26 protein-coding genes are annotated in these 26650 nt (G+C 71.1%); 15 read left to right on the forward strand and 11 right to left on the reverse strand.

The window, feature by feature from the left end:
* Positions 1 to 37: 37 nt before the first annotated feature.
* Positions 38 to 703, reverse strand: a complete 666-nt coding sequence (locus ABZ860_RS17910; protein WP_357221168.1) for a hypothetical protein — start codon at positions 701 to 703, stop codon at positions 38 to 40.
* A gap of 198 nt (positions 704 to 901) precedes the next feature.
* On the opposite strand from ABZ860_RS17910, the gene ABZ860_RS17915 reads away from it, so the two are divergent.
* Positions 902 to 1678, forward strand: coding sequence for a helix-turn-helix transcriptional regulator (locus ABZ860_RS17915; RefSeq protein WP_357221463.1), 777 nt, complete (start codon positions 902 to 904; stop codon positions 1676 to 1678).
* Positions 1679 to 1688: 10 nt separating this feature from the next.
* Here ABZ860_RS17915 and ABZ860_RS17920 read toward each other — a convergent pair whose 3' ends face one another.
* From ABZ860_RS17920 to ABZ860_RS17930, 3 genes are all read right to left on the reverse strand, one after another.
* Positions 1689 to 2972 (reverse strand): cytochrome P450, encoded by a 1284-nt coding sequence (locus ABZ860_RS17920; RefSeq protein ID WP_357221170.1) that lies wholly within the window; start codon positions 2970 to 2972, stop codon positions 1689 to 1691.
* Between the two features lie 66 nt (positions 2973 to 3038).
* Positions 3039 to 4055, reverse strand: a complete 1017-nt coding sequence (locus ABZ860_RS17925) for a hypothetical protein (RefSeq protein ID WP_357221172.1) — start codon at positions 4053 to 4055, stop codon at positions 3039 to 3041.
* 34 nt (positions 4056 to 4089) lie between these two features.
* On the reverse strand, positions 4090 to 5079 hold the full coding sequence (locus ABZ860_RS17930; protein WP_357221174.1) for a helix-turn-helix domain-containing protein: 990 nt from the start codon (positions 5077 to 5079) through the stop codon (positions 4090 to 4092).
* Between the two features lie 98 nt (positions 5080 to 5177).
* On the opposite strand from ABZ860_RS17930, the gene ABZ860_RS17935 reads away from it, so the two are divergent.
* Positions 5178 to 5597 (forward strand): hypothetical protein, encoded by a 420-nt coding sequence (locus ABZ860_RS17935; protein WP_357221176.1) that lies wholly within the window; start codon positions 5178 to 5180, stop codon positions 5595 to 5597.
* Between the two features lie 6 nt (positions 5598 to 5603).
* On the opposite strand, the gene ABZ860_RS17940 is transcribed toward ABZ860_RS17935, so the two are convergent.
* Positions 5604 to 6872, reverse strand: coding sequence for a cytochrome P450 (locus ABZ860_RS17940; RefSeq protein WP_357221178.1), 1269 nt, complete (start codon positions 6870 to 6872; stop codon positions 5604 to 5606).
* A gap of 163 nt (positions 6873 to 7035) precedes the next feature.
* Here ABZ860_RS17940 and ABZ860_RS17945 point away from each other — a divergent pair, with 163 nt between their 5' ends.
* Both ABZ860_RS17945 and ABZ860_RS17950 read left to right on the forward strand, forming a co-directional pair.
* On the forward strand, positions 7036 to 8100 hold the full coding sequence (locus ABZ860_RS17945) for a transposase (RefSeq protein ID WP_357221180.1): 1065 nt from the start codon (positions 7036 to 7038) through the stop codon (positions 8098 to 8100).
* Between the two features lie 184 nt (positions 8101 to 8284).
* Positions 8285 to 9811, forward strand: a complete 1527-nt coding sequence (locus ABZ860_RS17950; RefSeq protein WP_357221182.1) for a long-chain fatty acid--CoA ligase — start codon at positions 8285 to 8287, stop codon at positions 9809 to 9811.
* 6 nt (positions 9812 to 9817) lie between these two features.
* Here ABZ860_RS17950 and ABZ860_RS17955 read toward each other — a convergent pair whose 3' ends face one another.
* The 3 genes from ABZ860_RS17955 to ABZ860_RS17965 all read right to left on the reverse strand — a co-directional run bounded on the left by ABZ860_RS17955 (position 9818) and on the right by ABZ860_RS17965 (position 13645).
* Complete coding sequence (locus ABZ860_RS17955) at positions 9818 to 11074, reverse strand: class I SAM-dependent methyltransferase (protein ID WP_357221184.1); 1257 nt, start codon at positions 11072 to 11074, stop codon at positions 9818 to 9820.
* A 25-nt stretch (positions 11075 to 11099) separates the two neighbouring features.
* Complete coding sequence (locus ABZ860_RS17960) at positions 11100 to 12470, reverse strand: FAD-binding oxidoreductase (RefSeq protein WP_357221186.1); 1371 nt, start codon at positions 12468 to 12470, stop codon at positions 11100 to 11102.
* Positions 12471 to 12658: 188 nt separating this feature from the next.
* Positions 12659 to 13645: a 2-hydroxyacid dehydrogenase gene (locus tag ABZ860_RS17965; protein WP_357221188.1), complete on the reverse strand. Its 987-nt coding sequence runs from the start codon at positions 13643 to 13645 to the stop codon at positions 12659 to 12661.
* 75 nt (positions 13646 to 13720) lie between these two features.
* On the opposite strand from ABZ860_RS17965, the gene ABZ860_RS17970 reads away from it, so the two are divergent.
* The 6 genes from ABZ860_RS17970 to ABZ860_RS17995 all read left to right on the forward strand — a co-directional run bounded on the left by ABZ860_RS17970 (position 13721) and on the right by ABZ860_RS17995 (position 18161).
* Entirely contained in the window at positions 13721 to 14839 is a 1119-nt protein-coding gene (locus ABZ860_RS17970; protein ID WP_357221190.1) for a CaiB/BaiF CoA-transferase family protein, read from the forward strand.
* 113 nt (positions 14840 to 14952) lie between these two features.
* Complete coding sequence (locus ABZ860_RS17975) at positions 14953 to 15600, forward strand: nitroreductase family protein (RefSeq protein ID WP_357221192.1); 648 nt, start codon at positions 14953 to 14955, stop codon at positions 15598 to 15600.
* Between the two features lie 94 nt (positions 15601 to 15694).
* Entirely contained in the window at positions 15695 to 16537 is an 843-nt protein-coding gene (locus ABZ860_RS17980) for an ABC transporter ATP-binding protein (RefSeq protein WP_357221194.1), read from the forward strand.
* A complete protein-coding gene (locus ABZ860_RS17985) occupies positions 16534 to 17322 on the forward strand; it encodes an ABC transporter permease (RefSeq protein ID WP_357221196.1) in 789 nt (262 codons plus the stop codon). The genes ABZ860_RS17980 and ABZ860_RS17985 overlap by 4 nt, the downstream gene beginning before the upstream one ends.
* 30 nt (positions 17323 to 17352) lie before the next feature.
* Positions 17353 to 17586: a helix-turn-helix transcriptional regulator gene (locus tag ABZ860_RS17990; protein ID WP_357221199.1), complete on the forward strand. Its 234-nt coding sequence runs from the start codon at positions 17353 to 17355 to the stop codon at positions 17584 to 17586.
* On the forward strand, positions 17583 to 18161 hold the full coding sequence (locus tag ABZ860_RS17995; protein WP_357221202.1) for a hypothetical protein: 579 nt from the start codon (positions 17583 to 17585) through the stop codon (positions 18159 to 18161). Before ABZ860_RS17990 ends, ABZ860_RS17995 begins: the two co-directional genes overlap by 4 nt.
* On the opposite strand, the gene ABZ860_RS18000 is transcribed toward ABZ860_RS17995, so the two are convergent.
* Positions 18128 to 18631, reverse strand: a complete 504-nt coding sequence (locus ABZ860_RS18000; RefSeq protein ID WP_357221205.1) for an effector binding domain-containing protein — start codon at positions 18629 to 18631, stop codon at positions 18128 to 18130. The genes ABZ860_RS17995 and ABZ860_RS18000 overlap by 34 nt on opposite strands.
* Before the next feature lie 104 nt (positions 18632 to 18735).
* Between ABZ860_RS18000 and ABZ860_RS18005 the strand changes: the two genes are divergently transcribed.
* From ABZ860_RS18005 to ABZ860_RS18020, 4 genes are all read left to right on the forward strand, one after another.
* Positions 18736 to 20175 carry a GuaB1 family IMP dehydrogenase-related protein gene (locus ABZ860_RS18005; RefSeq protein ID WP_357221207.1) on the forward strand — a complete coding sequence of 480 codons (1440 nt, stop codon included), beginning with the start codon at positions 18736 to 18738 and terminating at the stop codon, positions 20173 to 20175.
* A gap of 83 nt (positions 20176 to 20258) precedes the next feature.
* Positions 20259 to 20954 (forward strand): YrzE family protein, encoded by a 696-nt coding sequence (locus ABZ860_RS18010; protein WP_357221210.1) that lies wholly within the window; start codon positions 20259 to 20261, stop codon positions 20952 to 20954.
* A gap of 146 nt (positions 20955 to 21100) precedes the next feature.
* Positions 21101 to 21475 (forward strand): FKBP-type peptidyl-prolyl cis-trans isomerase, encoded by a 375-nt coding sequence (locus ABZ860_RS18015; protein ID WP_079316111.1) that lies wholly within the window; start codon positions 21101 to 21103, stop codon positions 21473 to 21475.
* Between the two features lie 191 nt (positions 21476 to 21666).
* Complete coding sequence (locus tag ABZ860_RS18020) at positions 21667 to 23157, forward strand: glycosyltransferase family 39 protein (RefSeq protein WP_357221213.1); 1491 nt, start codon at positions 21667 to 21669, stop codon at positions 23155 to 23157.
* 183 nt (positions 23158 to 23340) lie between these two features.
* Here ABZ860_RS18020 and ABZ860_RS18025 read toward each other — a convergent pair whose 3' ends face one another.
* Positions 23341 to 24186 carry an SDR family oxidoreductase gene (locus ABZ860_RS18025; RefSeq protein ID WP_357221216.1) on the reverse strand — a complete coding sequence of 282 codons (846 nt, stop codon included), beginning with the start codon at positions 24184 to 24186 and terminating at the stop codon, positions 23341 to 23343.
* A gap of 257 nt (positions 24187 to 24443) precedes the next feature.
* On the opposite strand from ABZ860_RS18025, the gene ABZ860_RS18030 reads away from it, so the two are divergent.
* Complete coding sequence (locus ABZ860_RS18030; RefSeq protein WP_357221219.1) at positions 24444 to 25970, forward strand: ATP-dependent DNA ligase; 1527 nt, start codon at positions 24444 to 24446, stop codon at positions 25968 to 25970.
* 18 nt (positions 25971 to 25988) lie between these two features.
* Here the strand turns inward: ABZ860_RS18030 and ABZ860_RS18035 are convergent, their stop codons facing one another.
* Positions 25989 to 26513, reverse strand: a complete 525-nt coding sequence (locus ABZ860_RS18035) for a DUF1707 and DUF4870 domain-containing protein (RefSeq protein ID WP_357221222.1) — start codon at positions 26511 to 26513, stop codon at positions 25989 to 25991.
* Positions 26514 to 26650 lie beyond the last annotated feature (137 nt).

Genomic DNA, 26650 nt, shown 5'->3' on the forward strand with positions numbered 1-26650 from the left:
GCCTGCGCACCGGCGCGGCGGATCCGCTCCGAGCCTCCTACAGGGCCGTCGCCTCCACATATCCCCACCGCTGGGCGTTGGGCACGAACACGTAGACCCAGTGCCCCTGCGACCGGCGCTTGTCGCTGACGTGGACGTGCCACCCCGGTAGGACGTTGCCGATGACGAAGTTGGCCTCGTCGCGCAGGGTGGCGTTCCGGGTCACGAGCCTGCGCTGCTCGACGATCCGCGCCGGGGGCAGGGTGAAGCCGACGGGGCGCCATCCCGAGGGCGAGACGTTGCTCCGGCCCTCCTGAATCCTGTCCGGCACCGGCTGGCCCGCCGGATAGTCCTGCTGGGGAACCGATTTGCCGATGCAGTCACGCCGGGTGAAGCCCCACCAGGGGAATGCGTCGTGTGCGCGTCCGGGGTCCGAGACGAGGGCCCATTCGCCGTCCACGTTGTACCGCCAGATGAGGTGGCGCCCCGCGGGGATGGTGAAGGTCGTGTTCGCGACGACCCCGGGCTTGGGGTAGTTGAGATAGACCGTGCAGGTGCTGCCTGCGGCGTAGCGGACGAACAGCTTCGTCTGCGCCGTCGCGGTGCGGGCGGCGGTCTGCGCGTCGCTCCTGGCGCCCGCGGCCGCGTCTGCCGCGGCGGGCAGGCAGAGCACCGCCGCCAGCGCGAGCGTCACCGGAGTCTGGACTGCGAGGGCAGGTCTCACGTGGAAGCCTTTCGTATGGCGTACGGAATGCGGGTCATTAGCCGGAATCAACCGGACTGATGCGATTATGTACGTCACGATCACCTGCAACAGGTATTTTCACTGCTGAAATCGATGAAACCCAGAAAGCGCACCCACCAGCGGAAACGCAGGCGTGAAAACCGGAAACAGCAGGGGTGAAAACACGTGACGGAGACGGTGGCCGACGAGGTCCGGCGGGCGCGGGAGGCGGCGGGGATGACGCAGCGGGAGCTCGCGAAGGAGGTCAGCCGACAGGGGGTGCGAATGTCGACACCGACGCTGTCACGGTGCGAAATGGGTCGACGCGCGTTCAAAAAGGAGGAATTGGCCGTCATCCGCCGGATCCTCGCACCGGCCTCCGACACGAATCGGGCAGACGATTCGACACCCGGGTTCGGCGCGCCGGAGCTCGGCGGGAATTCGGCGCCGGAGCTCGGCACGCCGGCCGCGATCGGATTGCTCCCCGGCGGCGCACAGCCGGCAGGCGGTGAGGCCGCGTCCGCGCGCGGCGTCACCGCGGAGGCCGCAGGAGCCTCGGCGCCCGGTGGCGGGAGAGGACGTCGAAGCCACACCGGCCTGCGGGCGCCGTGGGCCGCCGTCGCCCTCGGCGCCGGGGCGATCGTACTCGCGCTCGTGCTCGCGCTCCAGGTCCGCACCGCGCTGACGGGCGGGGACGCCGCGGCCTCCCCCTCCGTCTCCGCCTTCGCCTCCGCCTCGGACGCGGGCGTCGGCTGCGGCCGGTACGAGGTGGCCGCGCGGGACTTGTGGCTGCGCGACCGCTACGGGGAGCCGCTCGTGCAGCTCCCGCACGGCCTCGCCGTGACCGACGCGGACCGGGGCGACGTGACCGGCGCGGGCGGAGGCGACGCCACCGGCCACTACCGCCACGTGTCCACGATGGACGGGAGGAGCGGCTGGGTCGATCCCGCCTATCTCAAGCCTCGGTGCCAATGATCTGACCGGTTCAGAACTCGCAGGGCATGTGCTTGATGCCGTTGATGAAGCTGGACAGCAGCCGCTCCGGCTCCCCCGCCTCGATCTGGGGAACCCGCCGCAGCAGCTCGCGGAACATCGCGGTGATCTCGCGACGGGCCAGGTGGGCGCCGAGGCAGAAGTGGGGGCCCGGGCCGCCGAAGCCGACGTGCGGGTTGGGGTCGCGCAGGATGTCGAAGCGCAGCGGGTCGTCGAACACCCGCTCGTCGCGGTTGGCCGCCCAGTAGTACAGCAGGACCTTCTCGCCCTTGCGATAGAGGTTGCCGTTCATCTCGTGGTCGCGGGTGACCTTGCGGCGCATGTAGTTGACCGGCGCGGCCAGCCGGACGATCTCCTCGATCGCACGCGGCGCCCTGCCCTCGAAGTCCTCCAGCCACAGCCGGCGCTGGTCCGGGTTGAGCGTGAGCAGCCGCATGCCGTGCGAGATGGCGTTGCGGGTGGTCTCGTTGCCGGCCACGACGAGCAGGATGAAGAACGAGCCGAGCTCCTGGGCGGTCAGCCGTTCCCCGTCGATGTTGGCGTTGACCAGGGACGAGGTGAGGTCGTCGGTGGGCGTCTCCATCCGCAGCGCGGCCAGGTCCTGGACGAGCTGCTGCAGCTCCATCCCCGCGGTGAGCAGCGCGTGGGCGATGTCCTCACGCTCGCTGACGTATTCGGGGTCGGTGGCGCCGAGGACGATGTTCGAGCGGTCGAAGACGAACCGGTAGTCCTTCTCCGGGATGCCCATCATGTCGCAGATGATCTTCAGGGGCAGCTTCGCGGCCACCTCCGTGACGAAGTCGCAGCCGGGGCCGGTCTCCAGCAGCTCGTCTACGATGCGCGAGGCCGCGGCGTCCACGTCGGACTCGAACTGCTTGATCATCCTCGGCGTGAAGGCGCGCGAGACGATCCGCCGCAGGCGCGCGTGCCGCGGGTCGTCCATGTTGATCATCGAGCCGAAGTATTCGGCGAACTCCGCCGGCAGGTCCGGGATGTTGGTGGCCCCGCCGTCGCCCGAGCAGAAGACCTCGGGGTTGCGGCTCGCCTCCAGGATGTCTGCGTGCCGGACGAGCGCGTGATAGCCCGGCCCGGTGATGCCGCCCAGGCTGAACTCGGGCTCGGGGAAGAAGGCCGGCTTGTCCAGGTCGCGGAGCAGTCCGAAGGCGTGCTCCCGCTCCTCGTCCGGGCGGCCCCAGAAGTCCCAGTCGTTCAGGTCGATGTCCGCCGCCGAGGTGATGGGCATGCGCTCCGCGGGCTCCGTCGGCTGTGTGGTCATGGTGGGGGCCGGCCCTTCCGAGTGACTAGAACCACATTCGGTTGTCAGTCTGCCACACCCGCCGGTTCAGCCGCAGTGGGTCAAGCGGGCGTGCTTGCGCCGGCAGCGCGGATCCCAGTGCGCACCGAACCGCATCAGTGAGGCGGCCAGATCAGGGTGCGCGGCGGCCCAGACGTCGTCGAAGAGGAACCACTGCCGGTGCCCGAAGTATTCGTCCATGTGGATCGCCATCTGGGCCAGGTGGTCGTCGCATCGGATGAGCGTGCGACCGGGGTCGCGTCCGCCCGCCGGGGCGCGGTCCTCCAGCAGGCGCAGCGCGTGTTCGTGCGCCCGAGAGTGCGGAGCACTGATCTCAGGCACCCACTCCTCCAGAGGCCCCCAGTGGTTGCAGCGCTCCAGCGCGGGCCCGATCTCCTCGTCACCGGAGGCGGTCAGGGCGCGCAGGGCACACAACTCGTAGGACAGGGCACCGGGGTCCGCCGCGCGCAGGGCCGCCGCGAGCCCCGGCAGCCGTACGCCCGGCAACGCCTTCGGGTATCTGCCTCCGACGCTGTCGGCGGTGGCGTGAAACGTGATCAGCACGGCGTACGTCACGCCCTCCCCGCCGGGCGGCGCAGGGCTGACGACGTCGACCGGGACCGGAGGCGTGAACGTCCGCACGGACGGTGGTGCGTCCGCAGGCAGGTCCCAGCTCTCGTGCACCAGGTAGGCCCAGCGGTCGGGTTCGTCCGCCACCACGTGGTCGTCCACGAAGAAGTACGCCAGCTCGACCTCGTCGTCGTCGGTGAGCACCCGCACGCTGTGCCGGTCCACCCGCAGCGTCCCCTCGACGTACAGGTGCTCCTTGAGCATCCGGCGCAACTCGGCATGCGTGCGGGGAGCCGGTAGCCCGGTCTCGAAGATGGTGTTCAGGCCGTAGACGTCGGTGCCGAGCTCGCGCTCCACCCAGTCGCACGCGTCTTCCGACGCGGCGGCGTCGTCCCACACCCTGCGGAACCAGTCGAGCACGGTGGCGTCGGGGAAGTGCCGGACGAGCCGGCCGGACGGCCCCTCGTAGACGCTGCGGTAGACGAAGTAGACCACGCCGCCACCATCGCAGGCGGCACCGACACAATCGTCACTTGTGGTTGCCGAAGGAGGACGGCAACGCGGTCGCCTGGGTCGAGCGGTAGCGCGAGGGCGGGATGCCGTACAGGTCGACGAACGCCTGGCGGAGGGCCTCGGCCGTCCCGAAGCCGCAGCGGACCGCGACGGCGGCCATGGGAAGCGAGGTGGAGGCGAGCAGGTGGGCGGCGGCCTCGGTGCGGGCCCGGCGCACGTACCGGCCCGGCGTCTGTCCCGTGTGCTTGAGGAACAGCCGGGTCAGGTGGCGCTCGCTCACGCCCGCGCCGGCCGCCAGGGCGGCGGTGGACAGGTCGGCGTCCGGATGGCCGGTGACGTGGTCGACGACGCGCTTGACCAGGCCGTCGCCCGGCGGCGGGCCCTCGGTGAACATGCTCATCTGGGCCTGGTTGCCCGGTCGTTGCAGGTAGGTCACCAGGTTGCGGGCCACCACCCTGGCAAGGGCAGGACCGTGATCCTCCTCGATGAAGGCGAGGGTGACGTCCAGTGCGCTGGTGACGCCGGCGGCCGTCGTGACGTTGCCGTCGCGGATGAAGATCGGGCGGGCGTCGACGGCGATCTCCGGGTGGCGAGCGGCGAGCGTCCCAGCGAACTGCCAGTGCGTCGTGGCGCGCCGCCCGTCGAGCAGGCCGGCGGCGGCCAGCACCGCCGCGCCCGTGCACACCGACGCGACGCGGCGGCTCTCGCGCGCCAGCCGCCGGACGTGGCTCACGAGCACCCGGTCGGCGGCCGCCTCCTCGTGCCCGATACCCCCCGAGACGACAAGCGTGTCCAGCGGCCCGGTGACGCGTTCGAGCGCCTGCTGCCCCTGCAGCGTCAACCCGCTGCCGCAGGTGACGGGCAGGCCCGACGGGGTGGCCAGGCACACTTCGTAGCACGGGGACGCGCCGTGCGCGTTCGCCATGATCAGGCTCGAGGTCACGCACGCGATGTCCACGAGCTCCGCCGCGTGGTATCCGACCACGATCACGCGCCGTTGGGTCATGACCCGACTGTAGGCCGGACGGACCGGGAGCCCAAGATTCCGGACCTGTCCCCGTCCGCCTTCTTGGCGCGTCCGGGGACCGCCCGGACAGTTGGGCCATGACTCACACCACGCCAGAAAGACACAGCGGTCACCGGCCCGGCACGAGGCGCTGGGGACGTTTCGCCCTGCACTACATCGAGATGGTCGTCGCGATGTTCGCCGGGATGTTCGCGCTCGGCCTGCTGTGGTCCGCCCTGGGGATCGAGCTCTCGTACGCCCGCGATCCCGAGCTCGCCTATCTGCTGATGGCGTTCGACATGTCGGCCGGCATGGCCGCCTGGATGCGCGTGCGCGGCCACGCGTGGGCTCCGACCCTGGAGATGTGCGCCGCGATGTTCGCCCCGGTCGTGCCGCTGTTCCCGCTCCTGTGGCTGGGCCTGATCGACGGCATGGTCCTGATGGTCGTGGCCCACGTCGCGATGTTCCCGCTGATGCTCGCGGCGATGCTCCGGCGTCGCGCGGAGTACGCCCACTGAGTCGGGTCAGAAGCGGTAGCTCATGTGCTTGACCCCGTTGATGAAGTTGGACAGCAGATAGGACGGCTCCCCCACGGAGCGGACGGCGGGCATGCGGTCGAACAGTTCCCGGAACATCACGGTGATCTCCCGGCGGGCGAGGTGGGCGCCCAGGCAGTAGTGGGGGCCGTGGCCGCCGAAGCCGACGTGGGGGTTGGGGCTGCGGGTGATGTCGAAGACGTCGGGATCGCGGAAGACCGCCTCGTCCCGGTTCGCCGAGTTGTAGAACAGCAGGACCTTGTCGCCCGCGCGGTAGTCGTGGCCGTTCATCGTGTGGTCTCGCGTCACGGTGCGCCGGAACTGGATGACGGGGCTGGAGTAGCGGACGATCTCCTCGACGGCGCCCGCGATGCGGCCGTCGAAGTCCTCCAGCAGCAGCGCGCGCTGGTCGGGGTGGTCGGTGAGCAGTTTGAGCCCGTGGGCGATGGCGTTGCGGGTCGTCTCGCTGCCCGCGACGACCAGCAGGATGAAGAACGAGCCGAGTTCCTGGGCGGTCAGGCGTTCCTCGCCGTTCACGAGCTTGGTGGTCAGGTCGTCGGTGGGCCGGCGGCGGCGCTCCCCGGCCAGGCGACGGGCCAGCGCGTTCAGGTCGTGCCCGGCCCGCAGCAGCGCGCCCAGGCCGCGTGCCGTCGTCCAGCGGCCGAAGGAGCCGTCCGGCCGGGACGGGTCGACGGCGACGCCCGAATACTCGGAGTCGGCGTTGGCCAGGATCGTGTTCGTACGGCGCAGCACCCGGTCGTGATGTTCGGCGGGGATGCCCATCATGTCGCAGATCACCCGTACGGGTAATCGGGCGGCGATCTGGGTGACGAAGTCGCCCGGCCCCTCCCGCACGGCCCCGCCGACGATCTCCCGGGCGGCCCGGCCCAGGTCCTCCTCCATCTTGGCCAGGATGCGCGGCGTGAACGCCCGCGAGACGATCCGGCGCAGCCGGGCGTGCCGGGGATCGTCCATGTTGATCATCGAGCCGAAGTAGACGGCCAGCCAGCGCGGCATGTCGGGGATGCTGTTGGCCGTCGGCTCGCTGCTGAAGACGGCGGGGTCGCGGCTCGCCTCCGTCACGTCGGCGTGCCGTACGAGCGCGTAGTAGCCGGGGCCGTGGCCGACGAAGGGGATCTTGTTCTCGCGGAAGAAGGCGGGATGGTCGAGCGCACGCAGGCGGCGGAACGCCTCGTGCCGCTCGGCCTGCGGCAGCCCCCAGAACGGGATGTGGGACAGGTCGACAGCCGTGTCCATCAGCACCTCGGCAGGGGACCGTCGCCTTCAGGCGACGGGGGAATGCCGTCCCTGTCTGGTTTTCTCCCTGAACTCATCGCGGATGCCTTTCACCGTGGATTAATGGACGGTGCTTTCATGGTGATCGTGTGACTCGTCAGGTGCGCGCCTCCCGGTGCGGCCTATGACCTCGGGTGCCACGTGGGGCGGGGACCGCGGGCGGCCGTCCCGTCCGCAGGACATCCGTGCCGATGACCCCGAGGGTCAGGGCCGGTGGTCGTTCTCCTCTCAGCAGGCCACGCTGCGGCGGTTGGACAAGGCGTTCGCGGCGTTCTTCACGCGGGTCCGCGAGGGGCGCATTCCGGGGTTCCCCAGGTTCAAGGGGCGCGGCTGGTTCGACACGGTGACCTGGCCCAAGGATGGCGACGGGTGCCGGTGGGACTCCCAGCCCGAACACCCCTCGGTGACGTTCGTCCGCCTTCAGGGCATCGGGCACGTCCGGGTGCACCAGCACCGCCCCGTCAAGGGCCGGGTGAAAACGATCAGTATCACGCGGGAAGGAACCCGCTGGTATGTGATCCTGTCCTGCGACGATGTGCCCGCCGAGCCGCTTACGCGGACGGGTGCGGCCGTGGGCCTGGACATGGGCGTGGCGTCGCTGGTCACCACCAGTGACGGTAACCCCCTGGACAACCCGCGCCACCTGGCCGCGTCCGCCGGCCGTCTCGCGTCGGCCCAGCGGGCTCTCGCCCGCAAGAAGCGCGGGTCCAAGCGGCGGCGTAAGGCAGTGGCGAGGGTGGCGGCGCTGCACACCAGGGTGCGGCGGCAGCGCTTGGACGGCGCGCACAAGGCCGCCCTCGCACTGGTCCGCGACTATGACGTGATCGTGCACGAGGACCTGCGGATCACGAACATGACCCGGTCCGCGTCCGGCACGATCGAACAACCCGGGCGGAACCTCGCGGCCAAGTCGGGGCTGAACCGGAGCATCCTGGACGCGGGTTGGGGGGTGTTCCTGCGTGTGCTCGCGCACAAGGCTGAAAGCGCCGGTCGCAAGCTGATCGCAGCTAACCCCGCCAACACCTCCCGCACCTGCTCGCGCTGCGGACACTGCGCGAAGGACAACCGCCTCACCCAAGCCGAGTTCGCCTGTACGGCGTGCGGGCACACCGCGCACACCGACGTGAACGCGGCCAAGAACATCCTCAGGGCAGGGCTTGCCCTTCGCGACGCTGCGGAAGCGGCCTAGCGAGAAGCCGCTCCCTCCAGGGAGCGGAGGAGTCACGCCGCCCACTCTTGTGCGGGGGCACAGCATCGTCAAGGGTCGAGACCGCCCTTGTAACCGCACCCTCAAAATCCACTCCCCGAGCCGTTACGCTGAGGTACCTACCGGTTGGTATGGACCGATGGTCCGATAGAAGAGGGAGCGGCAGATGCTCAACCTGGCCGTCGTGCTGGAAGACAGCGCACGGGAGAAGCCCGACGCCACCGCGGTCGTCTTCGGCGACATGCGCCTGCCGTACTCGCTCGTGAACACCGTCGCCAACCAGGTCGCCAACCTGCTGGTCTCGCGCGGCATCGGCAGGGGCGACAAGGTGGCGCTGGCCTGCCCCAACCTGCCGTACTTCCCGTTCGTCTACTACGGGATCCTCAAGGCGGGCGCGACCGTCGTCCCGCTGAACGTGCTGCTGCAGGCCAGGGAGATCGCCTATCACCTGGACGACTCCGACGCCAAGGCCTTCTTCTGCTTCGAGGGCACGCCGGAGCTGCCGCTGGGCGAGCGGGGCCGCACCGGCTTCGCCGACGCCGAGCGCGCCGAGCACTTCTTCGTGCTGCCGGCCACGCCGTTCGCCACCGAGTCCGAGCTCGGCGAGACGCTGTGGGCGGCCCTCGAAGGAGTGTGCGGCGAGTTCGAGACCGTGCAGACCTCCGCCGACGACACGGCCGTGATCCTCTACACCAGCGGCACCACCGGCCAGCCGAAGGGCGCCGAGCTCACGCACCAGAACATGGTCATGAACGCCATCGTCAGCGACGAGATGTTCCCCCGGCAGGCGGAGAACACCTATCTCGTCGCGCTGCCGCTGTTCCACTCCTTCGGCCAGACGGTGCTGATGAACGCCGGGTTCCGGCGCAACGCCGCGCTCGTGCTGCTGCCGCGGTTCGAGCCGGCCGAGGCCCTCACGCTGATGAAGCGCGAGCAGGTCACGCTGTTCGCGGGAGTGCCGACCATGTACTGGGCCATGCTCACCGCCGTCCACGCCGGAGCGGCCGAGGTGCCGTCGTCACTGGTCACGGCGGTCTCCGGCGGTTCGGCGCTGCCGGTCGAGGTGCTCAAGGACTTCAGCGCGACGTTCGGCGTGGACATCCTGGAGGGCTACGGGCTGTCGGAGACCTCGCCCGTGGCCTCGTTCAACCAGCCGGGCAGGCCCGCGAAGGCCGGCTCGATCGGCACGCCGATCTGGGGCGTGGAGATGAAACTGGTCGACGCCGACTGGAACACGGCCGGCGACATCGGCGAGATCGCCGTCCGCGGCCACAACATCATGAAGGGCTACTACAACCGGCCCGAGGCGACGGCGCAGGTCATGAAGGACGGCTGGTTCCGCACCGGCGACGTGGCCCGGCGCGACGAGGACGGCTACTACTTCATCGTCGACCGGGCCAAGGACATGATCATCCGGGGCGGCTTCAACGTCTATCCCCGGGAGATCGAGGAGGTCCTCATGACCCACCCGGCGGTCTCGCTCGCCGCGGTCGTCGGGGTGCCCCACGACTCCCACGGCGAGGAGGTCAAGGCGTACGTCATCCGCAAGCCCGGCGCCACGATCACCGAGGAGGAACTGGTGGCGTGGTGCCGGGAGACGATGGCGGCCTACAAGTACCCGCGGATCGTGGAGTTCCGCGAGTCCCTGCCGATGACCGCCACCGGCAAGATCCTCAAGCGCGAGCTGCGGTAGGAACGTCTACGGCCAGTCGAGGGACGGGCGCAGCGGAACGTGCGACTGTCCCTCGTCGAGCCGGACCCCGAGCACCTGGTGCAGCTGCACCTTGTTGCGCTCGAATCCGACGACGCAGCCGGCCATGTAGAGCCGCCAGACCCGGGCGGTGCCCTGGCCGACCTCCTCGACCGCCTCGTCCCAGTGGTCGTCGAGGTTCTTGCACCACTCGCGCAGCGTCAGCGCGTAGTGCTCGCGCAGGTTCTCCTCGTGGCGGACCTCGAAACCGGTGTCCTCCATCTGGCGGATCAGGTAGCCCACCGACTCCAGCTCACCGTCCGGGAAGACGTAGCGGTTGATGAAGCCGCCCTTGTTGAGGGTCTTCTCGGTGCTGGTCGGGCGGGTGATGCAGTGGTTGAGCAGGCGCCCGCCCGGCTTGAGCTTGCCGTACAGGAAGGAGAAGTACGACGGCAGGTTGTCCTTGCCGATGTGCTCGGTGAGGCCGATCGAGCTGACCCGGTCGAAACCGGTCTCGGCGACGTCGCGGTAGTCCATGTAGCGGACCTCGGCGAGCTCCGACAGCCCGGCCTCCGCGATGGCCTTCTGCGCCCACTCGGCCTGCTGGCGCGACAGCGTGACGCCGAGGCCCTTCACGCCGTACTCCTTGGCCGCGTGCATGACCATGCCGCCCCAGCCGCAGCCGACGTCGAGCAGCCGCATGCCGGGCTTGAGGTCGAGCTTCTTGGCGACCAGGTCGAACTTGGTGTACTGCGCCTCCTCCAGCGTCGCGTCCGGCCGGGGGAAGACCGCGCAGGTGTACGCCATGGAGGGGCCGAGCACCCACTCGTAGAAGCGGTTGGAGACGTCGTAGTGATGGTGGATCACCTCGGCGTCGCGCTGCTTGGCGTGCCGGCTGCCCAGTTTCGCCAGCGTGCTCTGCCGCGCCTCCTGAGGCGGCGGCGGGACACGCATCAGCAGCGGCTTGATCCCGAGCGAGCGGATCGCGGCGACCTTCTCGCTGAGCGGCAGGTCGTTCAGCGTCAGCGACCACATCCGGTCGAGCAGGGTGTACATGTCCCCGTGCACGTCGATGTGGCCGGAGATGTACGCGCGGGCGAGGCCGAGCTCTCCCGGCGCCTGCGCGAGGTAGGCCACCGCCACCGGCGACTTCACCTCGATGCGGAGGTCCGACCCCGAGGATCCGGCCTTGCTGCCGTCGTAGGCGACGAACTCGACGCCCGCGTCAGGACCGACGATCTTCTCGAAGATCTTCGCAAGAGTCATTGCACCTCTCCCGACGTATCGACGCCTACCGGCCCCTGACGCACTTGTCATAGAGGTCCAGCAGCCGGCCGCCCGGGTCGTAAGCGCGTTTGACCGGCCAGTAGGCGTCTCCGTTGTAAAGCCGCCAGAACTCCTCACGCTCGTAGAAAGAGGTGGAGTACAGCGACTTGTGGCCGTCGAGCGAGTGCACCGCCCGCTCGATCAGCCGGTTGTAGTACCCGTCGTACTGGCCGCGCGGCAGCGGAACCATGCCCCAGAAACCGAAGTTCACGTACAGGCGGCCGGGCTCCAGCGGGTAGAGCGCCCACTGGTCGGTCGCCTTGAGCGGGCACATCCACACCGGGGTCATCCCGACCTTGTCGTGGAAGACCTCCAGGAACTCGGCCCCGCGCTCGATCGGCACCTCGACGTCCTGGATGACCGACTCGTGCACCGGGTTGTTCCGCCAGCGGTCGATCCGGGCGGTCACGCCGTACCTCTGATCGAGGCCGACGAGCTTTCGATAGACGTCCGACCGCATGTAGCGGCGCGGGAGGAGCGACCGGACCAGCGGCTGCTGCACGCCGAAGGCGCGCGAGCACCAGAACCAGTCGGTGTCCCAGCGCCACAGGTAGTCGCGCACGGTCAGCCAGTCGCGAACGCGGCTGCGGATCGACTGGTAGTAGATCCGCATGCCGGTGTAGTCGGACGTGTAGGGCGCCCGGTCGGAGAACGAGCCGACCGTGATGTACAGCTCGTCAGGACCGAAGAACGTGCCGTCGACGAAGTCCACCTGCTCGCCGTCGTGCTCGCGACTCTCGCAGATCTCCTGCATGGCGAGCATGCACTTGTCGGCGTCGCTGAAGCGGATGTGCGTCAGCTTGACGTACGGCTTCACCCGGGCCAGCTTGATGCGGATCCGCAGCGCGTAGCCGAGCGTGCCGTAGGAGTTGGGGAACGCGTGGAACAGGTCCGCGTACTCGTTGTCGGCCCGCGCCACCAGGATCCGCCCGTCGCCGGTGAGGATCTCCAGTTCCTCGACCGACTCGTGCGGCAGGCCGTCCTTGAAGCTCGTCGACTCGATGCCGAGGCCCGTGACCGCGCCGCCCAGCGTGATCGTCTTGAGCTGCGGCACGACGTACGGCATGAGCCCGTGCGGCAGCGTGGCGTCCACCAGGTTCTCGTACGTCGTCATGCCCTGGACCTCGGCCGTCATGGTCACCGGGTCCACATGGATGACCTGGTCCAGATCGCGGGCGGACAGCGTGGCCGTCTTGGCCGGCGTGCGGAAGCGGAACAGGTTCGTCGTGGCCTTGGCCAGCCGGGGAGCGGAGTCCTCGGGAATGGCCGCGTAGGAGTCCCTGATCTGCTCGACGGCCTTCTGATGGGCGGTCATACTGGCCGTGCGCTCTGGCATGACACCACCCCCATGGATCGTAGAGATCGCCTCTTGGCACGCTATCCCCGGAGGGGAACGCAGACCAGAGTAGACACGTTACGCCCGCGAAAACTATCTGGAATTCCCGCGGCACCCCGTCGGCGTAGATCGTATCCTGCCCTTTTTCATCGCCTCCGGCGCCCCTGCCGTAACTGGGGAAACCGTCATCACCTGGGCGGACGCCGGCGGACGAGCGGGTCGGCGCCGTTGACCACGTTGACGACGGGACGGCCCTCCAGCGCCGCGGCGAGGTTGTCGAGAACGCACCGGATCAGCCGGGTCGTCGCCTCGGGCGTGACCCCGGCCGCGTGCGGCGACAGCAGGACCCCCGGGCAGGAGCGCAGCGGGTCGTCCGGCGCCGGGGGCTCGCTGTCGTACACGTCGAGCGCCGCGCCCGCGAGGTGGCCCGACTCCAGCGCGGCCAGCAGCGCCGCCTGGTCGACCACCCCGCCCCTGGCCGCGTTGACCAGCACCGACCCCTTCGGCATGCGGGCGATCCGCTCCGCGTCGATCAGCCCCCGGGTCTCCGGGGCGAGCGGCACGGCCAGGACGAGCACATCGCTGCCCGCCACCAGCGCCTCGAGGTCCAGGTAGGCCGCGCCGTACGCCTCGGTCCTGGGCGTGCGCGACCAGTAGGAGACCCGGCAGCCGAGCGCGCCGAACAGGCGGGCGCAGGCCGCGCCGATCGGCCCGAAGCCGATCACCCCCATGCGGCAGCCGGCGAGCTCGCGGCGCTGGTAGGCGAACTGCGGCCACTCCCCCGCCCGCATGTCCCTGTCGCCGTCCGCGAGGTGGCGCAGCAGCGCCAGCGCGGCGGCGAGGCACCACTCGGCCACCGCGGCGGCGTTCACCCCCGCGGTGTTGGCGAGGGGCACCCCGGCGCGGGCCAGCGCCTCCAGGTCGTGCCCGTCCACGCCGACCGACGGCTGCTGCACGAACGCCAGGCGCGGCGCCAGCCGTACGGCCTCGGCGTCGAGGGCCAGGGCCCCGCTCCAGTCCCCGACGACGATCTCGGCCTCGGGCAGCGCGTCGAGCAGCGCCGCGCGGTCGTGGCGGGCGGGGACGAGCACCTCGACACGGCCGTCGAGGTCGGCGAGCAGGCCGCGCACCGCGTGCTCGGGAAGCGGTGGCAGCGCGAGAACATTCCACGTCACGGGCGCAGTCTCGCACGCCTACAGAAACATGTTCTACTTAGCGCGTGACGTGATGCCGCTCTGAGGAGGGTACGGATGGAGGAGTCGCGGGGACCGCTCGCGGGGATCCGGGTGCTGGAGCTGGCCGGTCTCGCGCCCGGACCGTTCGCCGGGATGATGCTCTCCGACCATGGCGCCGAGGTGCTGCGGATCGACCGGGTGAAGGCCGTGAACGACACCCCGCGCCGCGACGTGATGGACCGCGGCAAGCGCACGATCGGCCTCGACCTGAAGTCGCCCGAGGGCGTCGCCGCCTTCAAGCGGCTGGCCGAGCGGGCGGACGTGGTGATCGAGGTGTTCCGGCCCGGGGTCGCGGAACGGCTCGGCATCGGACCCGCCGACCTCCACGCGGTGAACGAGCGGCTGGTCTACGGCCGCATGACCGGCTGGGGCCAGGACGGCCCGCTCGCCTCCACGGCCGGCCACGACATCGACTACATCGCGATCGCCGGGGTGCTGTCGATGCTGGGCCGCGAGGGCGGCAGGCCCACCCCGCCGATCAACATCCTCGGCGACTTCGCCGGCGGCGGGCTCATGCTGGCGTACGGCGTGCTGCTGGCCCTCCTGGAGCGCGAGCGCACCGGGCGCGGCCGGGTGGTCGACGCCGCGATGGTGGACGGCGCGGCGCTGCTGTTCTCGATGTTCTACGGCGCGGTGCACTCCGGCCACTGGGGCCCGCGCGGCACCAACCTCCTCGACACCGGCGCCCCCATGTACGACACGTACGAGACGGCCGACGGCGGCCACCTCGCCGTGGGCGCGCTCGAGCCGCAGTTCTGGGCGGAGCTGCTCGCCCGGATGGGCATCGACGACATGCCCGACCGGGACGACCGGGCGAACTGGCCGGCCATCAGGGAGCGGCTGGCCGAGGCGTTCCGGTCGCGCACCCGGGCCGAGTGGGAGGCGGTCTTCGAGGGCTCCGACGCCTGCGTGTCCCCCGTGCTCGACCCACGCGAGGCCGTCCGGCATCCGCACAACCAGGCGCGCGGCACGTTCGTGGAGGTGGACGGGCTGCCGCAGGCCGCGCCGGCGCCCCGGCTGGCCGGTGTGCCGCGCGGCGACCTGTCCCCGGCCACCCGGCTGCACGACCTGAGCGCCTGGGGCCTGCCCGACGACGAGGCGAAGGCCCTGCGCGCCGCCGGGGTGCTGGCCTGACCGTGCCGCTTCGACCGTGCCGCCCTGGGTGTGCTTTCTGGGTGTGCTCTCCGACCATGCCGGCCTGACCCCGGCTCCCCCTTCCCCCGCGACGACTGAGGAGTTCCCCGCACATGGACCTTTTCGAGGCCCTCTACACGACCCGCGCCATGCGGCGGGTCAAGCCCGACCCGATCCCGATGGAGGTCCAGGAGCGCATCCTGGACGCCGCCGTCCGCGCCCCCAGCGCCGGCAACACCCAGGGCTGGCGGTTCCTGCTGGTCGACGACCCCGGGGTGAAGTCCCAGCTGGGGCCGCTGTACCGGGACGCGCTCGGCAGGCTGTTCGAGGGGCACTACAAGCCGATGCGCGAGCAGGCCGAGGCGACCGGCGACACCCGCACGCTCAGCGTGCTGCGGTCGGCGCAGCACCTCGCCGACCACTTCGAGTCCTATCCCCTGCTGATGTTCGCCTTCACCCGCAACGACCCGAGCGGCGGCTCCATCTACCCGTCGGTGTGGACCGCCCAGCTGGCCGCCCGCGCCTTCGGCGTGGGCAGCGCGCTGACGTCCGTGCTGGGGCTGTTCCACGGCGAGGAGACGATGCGGATCCTCGGCGTGCCCGAGGACAAGGGCTGGCAGGTGGCGTGCATGGTCACCTTCGGCTATCCGACCGGCCGCTGGGGCGTGGCCCCGCGCAGGCCCGCCCATGAGGTCGCCTACCGCAACCAGTGGGGCGAGCCGGTCGGCTTCGAGATCCCCGAGCCCCTCTGGACGCCCTGAGCGATCACTTGAGCGCCCTCCGATGCAGCGGCTCTTGTCTCAGATGTAGTACTCCTACTACATTCCTTAGCAAGGCTGCTTCATTGGAGGGCGCATGGATGATGTCGTCATCCGCGTACGCGGGCTGCGCATGGCGTACGGGCCGGTCCCGGTGCTGGACGGCGTGGACCTCGACCTGCGGCGCGGCGAGGTGTTCACGCTGCTGGGCCCGAACGGCGCCGGCAAGACCACGCTCGTGGAGATCCTGGAGGGGTTCAGGACCGGCTGGTCCGGCGAGGTCGAGGTGCTCGGCGAGAACCCCGCACGGGCCGGCGACGCCTGGCGGGCGCGGCTCGGCGTGGTGATGCAGTCGTGGCGCGACCACCCGCGCTGGCGGGTGCGCGACCTGCTCCGGCACGTCGCCGCGCACTACGACGACCCGCGCGACGTCGACGACCTGCTGGCCGTGCTCGGCCTCACCGAGTCCGCGGGCGTCCGGGCCGGTGTGCTGTCCGGGGGCCGGCGACGGCGGCTCGACGTCGCGCTCGGCATCGTCGGGCGGCCGGAGGTGCTGTTCCTGGACGAGCCGACCACCGGCTTCGACCCGGAGGGCCGGCGGGAGTTCCACCTGCTCGTCGAGCGGCTGGCCGCCGAGGAGGGTCTGACCGTGCTGCTCACCACCCACGACCTGGCCGAGGCCGAACGGCTGTCGGGCCGCATCGCCGTCCTCGTCGCCGGGCGGGTGCTCACCTGCGGCAGCCCCGCCGAGCTGGCGAGAGCCGTACAGGCGCCGTCGCGGGTGCGCTGGGAGGAGGGCGAGCTGGAGACCGCCGACCCCTCCGGCGTGGCCTGGGAACTGCACCAGCGGTACGGCGGCCCGGTTCCCGGGCTGGAGATCCTGCGGCCGACGCTGGAGGAGAGCTACCTGGACCTCATCGAGGAGGCGAGGACCCGATGAACGCGACGACGCTGGGGATGCGGCGGGGCTGGATCGAGCAGCTCAACCAGTGGAGCGACCGCAAGGAGCTGTTCAACGCCCTCGCGGGGAGCGTCGTCACCTACGGGCTGCTCACCCTCTGGATCGGCGACAAACCGGTCGAGGGCACGACCGTGACCCAGGGGGCGTTCATGACCCCGGGCTTCATCGCGTTCGCGATCTTCTCGACCGGGCTGATGGCGCTGCCCATGCTGATCGCAGCGGACCGGGAGGAGGGCACGCTGCTGCGGGCGCGCACGCTGCCCAAGGGCGTCCGGGTCTACCTCGTCGGCCGCGCCACCATGGTGCTGCTGACGATCCTCGTCAACATCGCTCTGGTCCTGGCGTTCGCGATCCCACTGGCCGGACTCCCGGCGCCGGCGACGCCCGCGCGATGGTTCACCCTCGCCTGGGTCGTGGTGCTCGGCACGCTGGCCGTCGTCCCGGTGGGCGCGGTCATCGGCAGCCTGTTGCCCGGCCCGAAGGCCGGCGCCATGCTCGCCCTGCCGGCGATGCTCCTGATGGTCCTCTCCGGGGTCATGCTGCCGCTGGAGACGCTGCCCGACCTGGTGCGCCGCATCGCCGAGGTGTTCCCGCTCTATTGGCAGGCGCTCGGGCTCCGCGCGGCGCTCCTGCCCGACTCGATCCTCGCCACCGAGGTCGGGCACGCCTGGCGGCTGGGCCAGGCGGCCGTGGTGCTGGGTGTGTGGGCGGGCGGCGGTATGGTGCTAGCCCCCTGGCTGCTGCGCCGGATCCGCGGGCGATGAGCGGACCCGACGCCCCGACGGAGGTGAGGCGTGGCCGACGAGACGGTGTTCAACCGGATCGCGGTGCTGAGGGCCGACCGCGGGATCTCGCGGCGGGACCTCGCGGCGGCACTCGGCGTGCACTATCAGACGGTGGGCTACCTGGAGCGGGGCGAATACAGCCCCAGCCTCCATCTGGCCCTGCGGATCGCGGAGTTCTTCGAGGTGCCGGTGGAGGTCGTGTTCTCGCTCAAGCCCTTTCCCAAGCTGGGGAGCACGTCATGAACTGGCGTGAGAGATGGCATGCGCACATGGCCGCGAGCATGGAACACGAGCTGTTCGTGCCGCTCTACCGCACCCGGGCCCGGCGCCGCCTGCTGGTCGCCACAGGCGCGACCGGCCTGCTGGTGATGTGGGCCGACGCGGTCGTGTCCTGGTACATCGCGCCGAGCGAGACGGCCGTGACGGTCAACTTCGTGCTGCTGGCCGTCGCACTCGTGTGCTACCTGCCCGCCGTGACGACCCTGAACGCCGCCACACGCGGACTGGCCTCACTGCCGGAACGCCACCTGGACGAGCGGCAGGTCGTGGAACGGCTGCGCGCCTACACGGGGGCCAACACGCTGATGCGGCTGATCCTCACGGTCGTCGCGGCCCTGGTCCTCGCCGCGATGTGGGGAGACGGCCCCGCGGCCGGGGTGCCGGGCGCCGCCGTCGCCCTCGGCCTCATCGCGGTGTGGCTGACGCATCTGGTGCTGCCGCTGCTGGTCGCCGGGTGGCGGCTGCCCGACCCGCCGCCGGACGAGCCGGACGAGCCGGACGGCCCTCAGGACACGGGCGAGGGCACGGGCTCGGTGTAGGAGTCGCCGAACGACGGCAGCGTGGCCACGTAGACGTCGGCGCCGCCGGGGTGGTGGATTTCCAGGTCCGTGGTGAAGGCGCGCGCGGGGACGCCGCCCGACTCGGTGTGCTTCCACACCTGCTGCCAGGCCTCGACGAGCGCCCCGGGCATCGGCCCCCGCGCCTCGAACAGCAGCGCGGGCACGCCGGGCACCCGCACGGCGACCATGCCCTCGGGCAGTCGCGCCGCCGTGCGCACGGCCACGCCGACGATCTGGGTGTAGGCGCCGTTGTGGTCGCTCTCGTAGTCGGTCAGCACGGCGTACAGGTTCTCGTCGATCCGGCCGGGCACGTGCGCGAAGGCTCCGGGCGCTCCGGCTCGGGCCCACAGGCCCGGCAACTGGGCGCGGGCCGGGTCCGCCTCCGCCGCGTTGGTCGTCCGTACGGCATAGCCGACGACGAGCGTCTCCGGACGGTCAACGATGATCACATGCTCTCCTTTCAGGCGAGGTCAATGTATCCCGTGTCCGGGTCTGCTCCGGCGTCGGCCGGGAATGCCGGATATGACCCGCTCACAACGTAGGCTGGACAAACGTGCGATTCCTCAATGATGTGACGCCGCCCTACGATCTCACGTACAGCGATGTGTTCATGGTGCCGTCCCGTTCCTCGGTCGGGTCGCGCCTGGCCGTGGACCTGTCCACCGGCGACGGAACCGGCACCACGATCCCCGTCGTCGTCGCCAACATGACGGCCGTCGCGGGCCGCCGCATGGCCGAGACCGTCGCCCGGCGCGGCGGCATCGCCGTCATCCCCCAGGACATCCCGATCGACGTGGTTGCCGACGTCATCGAATGGGTGAAGAGCCGCGACCTCGTCCACGACACGGCCCTCACCCTCACCCCCCACGACACCGTGGGTGAGGCGCTCACCCTGCTGCCCAAGCGGGCGCACGGCGCGGTCATCGTCGTCGACTGGGACAACCGCCCGGTCGGCGTGGTGACCGAGGCCGACTGCCACGGCGTCGACATGTTCACCCAGCTCTCCCAGGTCATGACGGCGTCGCCGCAGACGCTGCCGCACGGCGTCGATCCGCAGACCGCGTTCGACGCGCTGCACGAGGGCCGCCACCGGCTGGCGCCCGTGGTGGACGAGGACGGCCGCCTGGTCGGCATCCTCACCCGCACCGGGGCCCTGCGCTCCACGCTCTACCAGCCGGCCGTGGACACGCGCGGCCGGCTGCGCATCGCGGCGGCGGTCGGGGTGAACGGCGACGTGGCCGCCAAGTCCAAGGAGCTGCTCGACGCCGGCGTCGACGTGCTCGTGGTCGACACGGCGCACGGCCACCAGGAGAAGATGATCTCGGCGCTGCGGGCCGTGCGGGCGCTGGAGCCCTCCGTGCCGATCGCGGCGGGCAACGTCGTCACCGCGGAGGGCGTACGCGACCTCGTCGAGGCCGGCGCCGACATAGTGAAGGTCGGCGTGGGCCCGGGCGCCATGTGCACGACCCGGATGATGACCGGCGTGGGGCGGCCGCAGTTCTCCGCCGTGCTGGAGTGCGCGGCCGAGGCCCGCCGTCTGGGCCGGCACGTATGGGCCGACGGCGGCGTGCGCCACCCCCGCGACGTCGCGCTGGCGCTCGCCGCGGGCGCCTCCAACGTCATGATCGGCTCGTGGTTCGCCGGCACGTACGAGTCGCCCGGCGACACCCGCACCGCCCCCGACGGGCGCAAGTACAAGGAGAACTTCGGCATGGCCTCGGCCCGTGCCGTACGGCTGCGCACCGCGGAGGACTCGGCGTTCGAGCGGGCCCGCAAGGCGCTGTTCGAGGAGGGCATCTCGACCTCCCGGATGTACCTCGACCCGGCGCGGCCCAGCGTGGAGGACCAGATCGACGCCATCGTGGCCGGTCTGCGCTCCTCCTGCACATACGCCGGCGCCGCCACCCTGGAGGAGTTCCACGAGCGGGCGGTGGTCGGCGTGCAGAGCGCCTCCGGCTACAGCGAGGGCATGCCGCTGCACCAAAGCTGGTGACTCCTCCTATTCCACGGAGGAATATCGGGCTCTCCGGGGGTAGTGCGTTCGTGTACCGACCGCACTACCCCGCGGAGGCGATCATGCAGTACTCCCCGGCCGGAGGGCCGGTCAGTCCGGCGGTCGACAGACGACTGCTGGTCAGTTACGACAACTACGCCGCGGCGCAGCGCGCCGTCGACACCCTGTCCGACGCCGGATTCCCAGTGGAGAACACCGCGATCGTGGGCAGCGACCTGCGCCTGGAGGAGACCGTCACCGGGCGGCTCACCAACGGCAGGGCGGCGCTGTCCGGCCTGATCACCGGAGCGGTGTTCGGACTCATCGTCGGCCTGTTCCTCGGGCTGTTCACCTCGGCCACGACCTCGTTCTTCGGGCTCGTGCTGTGGTCGATCCTCTGGGGCGCCATCGCCGGCGCCGCCTTCGGCTTCACCAGCCACGCCTTCACCGGCGGGACGCGCGACTTCTCCTCCAGGAGCTCGATCGTCGCCGGGCGCTACGACGTGCTGGTGGCCTCTTCCGTGCTCGACCAGGCCCAGGCGCTGCTGCAGGGCGGCGTGCAGCCGGCCGACACCGTCGTCGTCCAGCGTCCGCCGTCGGCCGGGCCCGTCACGACGTCACCGGTCTCCGCGGGTGACACCGCTCCGCAGACCGGTGGCTACCCGGTGACCGAGGACCGGGTGGAGGCCCGTGCGGACGAGGCGCGTGCGGACGAGGCCCGTGCCGAGGAGGCGCGCGACGACGACCGGGCGGGCCTGTCGAGGGGCCGTCGCCTGTAACCCTCGCCGCTCTCCGGAGTTCCGACGCCTTCCCCACCCCGCGTGGGGAAGGCGTTCTCGTGTCGGCCGTCCCCGGTAGAGTCGTCAGCCTGCCGGAACTTCCGGCGCTCGAAGCGCTTGGGGCACAGACAGAACAGGAGGCCCACGTGGCACTGGAGAAGCCGGAGATCGACTTTCCCGAGGGCGCGCCGCCCGCTGACCTGGAGATCGTCGATCTCGTCGAGGGGGACGGGCCGGAGGCCAAGCCCGGGCAGAACGTGACCGTGCACTACGTCGGAGTGGCGTTCTCCACCGGTGAGGAGTTCGACGCCTCCTGGAACCGCGGCCAGCCGTTCCAGTTCCCGCTCGGCGGCGGCCGGGTCATCGCCGGCTGGGACCGCGGCGTGGCCGGCATGAAGGTCGGCGGACGGCGCCGTCTGACGATCCCTCCGCACCTCGGATACGGCAACCGCGGCGCGGGCGCCCTCATCAAGCCCGGTGAGACGCTCATCTTCGTCGTCGACCTGCTCGGCGTCGGCTGACCGGGACGTCGGTGCGGCGACGGCGGCGCTCGGAAATCGGGGGTAGGAGGGCGGGAGCGGTTCGAGGATGATGGCCGCGTGGACGATGCCCTCCCGAACCGCCGCCTCATGACCCCCCTCGATCGGAGTCCCTCCGATCACGGCCGCCCCCAGGACGGCCCCCCGCGGACGCCGGCTTCCGGGAGGCCGGCGTGACCGGAGCCGACGTCACAGCCGCCGACGGTGCGGCGGTCCGGGCGGCGACGCCGCTCACCGGGCCGCCCCGGGCCGTGGTCGCGATCGCCGCCGCGACCGTGGCCGTGCTGCTCGCGGTGAGCCCGTGGTACGACTACCACCGCGACGAGCTGTACTTCCGGATGCTGGGCGAGCGGCCGCGGCTCGGATACTTCGACACTCCGCCGCTGACGCCGATGATCGCCCGGCTGTCCACGACGATCTTCGGGGACACGGTCGTCGCACTGCGGATCGTCCCCGCTCTGTGCACCGGGGCTCTGGTCGTGCTCGTCGCGCTGGCCGCCCGGGAGCTGGGTGGCGGCCATACCGCCCAGATCCTCGCCGCGGCGGGGACGGCGACCTCCGTGCTGCCTCTCGTGGCCGGTCACGCGCTGCTCACCCTCACCCCCGACCTCGTGCTGTGGAGTGCGGTCACGCTGTGCCTGCTCCGGGTGCTGCTCAGGGGGGACGGGCGCTACTGGCTCTGGGTGGGAGCGCTGTGCGGGATCTCGGCGTACAACCGCGATCTGATCGTGGTGTTGCTGGGCTGCGTCGGCCTGGGCGTCCTCGTGGCCGGGCCGCGCGAGGTGCTGCGCGACAGGCGACTGTGGGCCGGCGCCCTCCTGGCCCTGGCCATCGCCTCACCCGACCTGCTCTACCAGGCGACACACGACTGGCCGCAGTTCCAGATGGCCGAGGCCTTGAAGATCGACGAGGGGGCGGACAACCGCGCCGCCTTCCTCCCCCTTCAGATCGTGCTGCTCGGGCCCGCGCAGGCGGTGGTCTGCGTGGCCGGCTGGCTGCGGCTGTGGCGCGACCGGCGGGTCCGCTCCCTCGCCATCGCCTACCCCGTTGCCTGCGCGCTGGTCCTCTATTCGGGGGGCCGCCCCGACTACACCGGCGGCTTCCTGCTCTACCTGTTCGCGGCAGGCTGCGTCACGGCGGCCGGGTGGCGGTGGAGAGGCGCGTTGGTCGCGGCGCTGGCGGTCGACGCCGTGGTCGCGGTGGTCGTGGCGCTGCCGGTCGTCCCTGCGGCGTCGCTCGGGGGAACACCGGTCGCCGCCATCAACGAGGTGGCCCGTGAGTCGGTCGGCATGCGCGATGTGGCGGCGCAGACGGCCCGGGTGGTGAACGGCCTGCCCACAGGCGAGCGCGCCGGGGCGGTGCTGCTCGCGGCGAACTACGGCGAGGCCGGCGCGCTGCGTCGCTGGGCGGGCGAGTTCGGGCTGCCCGCGGTCTACAGCGGCCACAACGAGCTGTGGTGGTGGGGTCCGCCGCCGGAGGGGACGCGCGTGGTCGTGTCCGTGGGCTATCCGCCCGCCCACCTCGCCACCGTCTTCGCCCGCTGCACGCCGGCGGGGAGGCTCAGCGGGATGCCGGGCGAGGAGCAGGGTGTGCCGATCACGGTCTGCCGCGACCCCGTCCGCCCCTGGCGGGAGCTGTGGCCGGACACGCGCCACTACAGCTAGTGCCCCTCCCGCCGATCTGTGCCCCGTCGCGTCTCCAGAACGGCACCTCGCGGCGTTGTCGTCGTCGGCCGTAGAGTCCCCTACGACCTCCTCCGCCTTGCGATGCACCACACCGGACACCGCTCCGTCCAGGCGAACCTTGTCGGTCACGGTGCCGGGACTTTGCGGCTGTTGGGGGCTGCTTCAGTTCCGCAGCTGGGCGAAGGCTTTGGCCAGACCCGCACGCTCGGCGAGGGCGACCGAGGCCGGGCGGCCGGCGGAGATACCGCCGTCCACGACCAGGTCGTGGCCGTTGACGAAGGCCGAAGCGTCGCTCGCCAGCCACAGCGCGGCCTGGGCCACGTCATCGGGGGTGCCGGGCCGGTGAATGGGCTGGTAGTTCTCGAGTGCGGCGGCGAAGGCCTCGCCCAGGCGTACGGCGGTGCGGTCGGCTTCGGCCGGGTCCATTCCGGCGCCCTTGGCGAAGATGCCGGTGAGGATCGGCCCGGGAGAGATGCTGTTGACCCGGATGCCCTTCTCACCGAGTTCGACCGCCGCGCCGCGAGTGAGGTGGATGACCGCGGCCTTGGCCGCCGAGTAGCCCAGCCCGGACCAGCCGGCGAGGCGTCCGGTGGTGCTGGCGATGTTGACGATGCTGCCGGATCCCTGCCGCAGCATGACCCGGGCCGCGTGCTTCATCCCGGACAGCACGCCGCCGAGGTGCACGGCGAAGGTCTGCTCGAACGCCGTCAGGTCGACGTCGGCGATGCTGCCGCCGGGCCCGGGGTCGCCGGCGCTGTTGACCAGCACGTCCAGCCGGCCGTAGCGCTCGACGGCGTGCGCGACGAGGGCCTCGACATCGGCTTCCACGGCGACGTCGGTGCGGACGAAGCCGCCGCCCAGCCGTTCGGCGAGCGCTTCGCCCTCGTCCTTGCGCCGCCCGGCGATCACCACGTTCGCGCCCTCGGCCGCGAAGAGTCCGGCCGTACGCGCCCCGATGCCGCTCGTGGCGCCGGTGATGATCGCGATCTTGCCGTCCAGGGTTCCCATGTTCGCTGCTCCATTCAAGAGGAGGTAGAACGTTTGGTCTATCTCTCGTGCAGCTCTATTAGATAGACCGATCGATCTACTGTCAATCTCCGGCACCCTTTTTCTCAGGAACGCCGTCGCTGTCTCCCCAACACCTCGGCTGGACCAGGTCCCCACGAGCGGCCGTCGTCGGCCGCCGGAGATCTTTCGAATCCGGTGGCAGCGCCGCTTGGCCCCCGGCCTGGGCACCTGCCGCTGTGGTGAGGCAGGATTACGGTGTGTTGCTGATCGACCTTGCCAGGACGTCCGCGGCGGTCGCCGCGGACTCGGCGCGGCTCGCCAAGATCAGGCACCTCGCCGAGCTGCTCGGCAGGGTGGGACCGGACGAGGCGGAGATCGCCATCGCCTATCTGTCGGGTGAGCTGCCGCAGCGCCAGATCGGGGTGGGCTGGCGGAGCCTGTCCGACCTCCCCGAGCCGCGTCAGATCGCCACGGCGACCCTGACGCAGGCCGACGCGCTGCTCGAACGGATCAAGTCCCAGTCCGGCGCCGGTTCGCAGGCCGCGCGCCGTGAGCTGCTCGGCGAGCTGTTCGGCGCCCTCACCCGGCAGGAGCAGTCGTTCCTGCACCGGCTGCTGACGGGCGAGCTGCGCCAGGGAGCGCTCAACGGGGTGATGATCGAGGCCGTCGCCATGGCCGCGAACGTGCCCGCGGCCGAGGTGCGCCGGGCCCTGACCCTGCGTGGCTCGCTGCCCGCCGTCGGCGCGGCCGCGCTGCGCGGCGGCGTCGCGGAGCTGAAGGCGTTCCACCTGGAGGTCGGGCGGGCGGTGGCGCCGATGCTCGCGCAGAGCGCCCCCAGCGTGACCACCGCTCTGGAGAAGGCCGGCGCCCCCGCCGCCGTCGAGTGGAAGCTCGACGGCGTCCGGGTCCAGGCCCACCGGTCGGGCGACCGGGTCGCCGTCTTCACCCGCACGCTCGACGACATCACCGCGCAGGTCCCCGAGCTGGTCGAGGCCGTGCTCGGCCTGCCAGGGACCGACCTCGTGCTCGACGGCGAGGTCATCGCGCTGCGCCCGGACGGCCGCCCCGAGCCGTTCCAGGTCACCTCGGGCCGGGTGGCCAGCAGGACCGACGTCGCGTCGCTGCGCGCGACCGTGCCCCTGACCGTCTTCTTCTTCGACGCCCTGCGCGTGGGCGGCGCCGACCTGCTCGACCTGCCGGACGAGGAGCGGCACGCCGCGCTGGAGGCCGCGGTCCCGGCCGAGCTGATCACCCCTCGGCTCGTCACGGCCGACGCCGAGGAGGCCGAGGCGTTCTTCGGCGACGCCGTGCGCCGGGGCCACGAGGGCGTCGTGGTGAAGTCGCTGCGCACGCCGTACGCCGCCGGCCGGCGGGGGGCAGGCTGGATCAAGGTGAAGCCGCGGCACACGCTCGACCTGGTCGTGCTGGCCGCCGAGTGGGGCAGCGGACGGCGCCACGGCTGGCTGTCCAACCTGCACCTCGGCGCCTACGACCCCGACACCGGCGGTTTCGTGATGCTCGGCAAGACGTTCAAGGGCCTCACCGACGAACTGCTGACCTGGCAGACCGAGCAGTTCCTGCGGCTGGCGGAGGGGCCGACGGACGGCTACGTCGTCACGCTCAAGCCCGCACTGGTCGTGGAGATCGCCTTCGACGGCGTGCAGCGGTCGAGCCGTTATCCCGGCGGCATGGCGCTGCGGTTCGCCCGGGTGCTGCGCTACCGGCCCGACAAGCGGCCGGAGGAGGCCGACACCGTGGCCGCGGTCCGCGGGCTCATGCCCTGACCGGAAGCCGCTTCACGGTTACTTGACCAGGCGGATGGTCAGCGGGTAGCGGAACTCGGTGGCGGCGAGCGCCGACACCCCGCCGACGACGCACAGGACCAGTCCGACGACCCAGATGACCGGCAGCAGGACGACGCCGACGACGGTGAACGGCAGCAGCACCGTCGCTCCCAGCACGGTGAGGTGGAAGTTGAGCGACTCCACCGCGTGCTTCCTTATGTAGGGGGACGTCCGCCCCGCCGTCACCATCATCAGCAGCGGGCCGATGATGAACAACCCCAGCAGCGCGAACAGGTGCGAGGCCGCCGCCCCGACCCGGTCTCCCCCGTCCACGACCGTGGCCTGGTAGGAGGGCGGCCGGGGGACGTACGCCGGGCGGGTGCCGTACAGGTCGTTCATGATGGGCACGAGATCGGCGTGCGTCCGCGCGGTCATCGCCAGGTGCAGCCGCTCGTCCATCTCGTGCTTGTCGAGCCTGCCCTCGGCGTAGGCCGCTTTGACGTGGTCGACCACCTGCTCGCGGTCCTGGTTGGTAACGCGCAACTGAGGGTGTGGCATCGGGGCACGGCCCGGCCACGGTGGTGTCGCTGCCGCGGGCATCACAGCATCGCCTTCCGTCGATCGACTGCTCGGCTCTCTTCGAGTCTGCCTCCATCTTGTGCCGCGTATGCGTCCCACGG

The sequence above is a fragment of the Microbispora sp. NPDC046973 genome, assembly GCF_040644495.1.
Lineage (GTDB): Bacteria > Actinomycetota > Actinomycetes > Streptosporangiales > Streptosporangiaceae > Microbispora.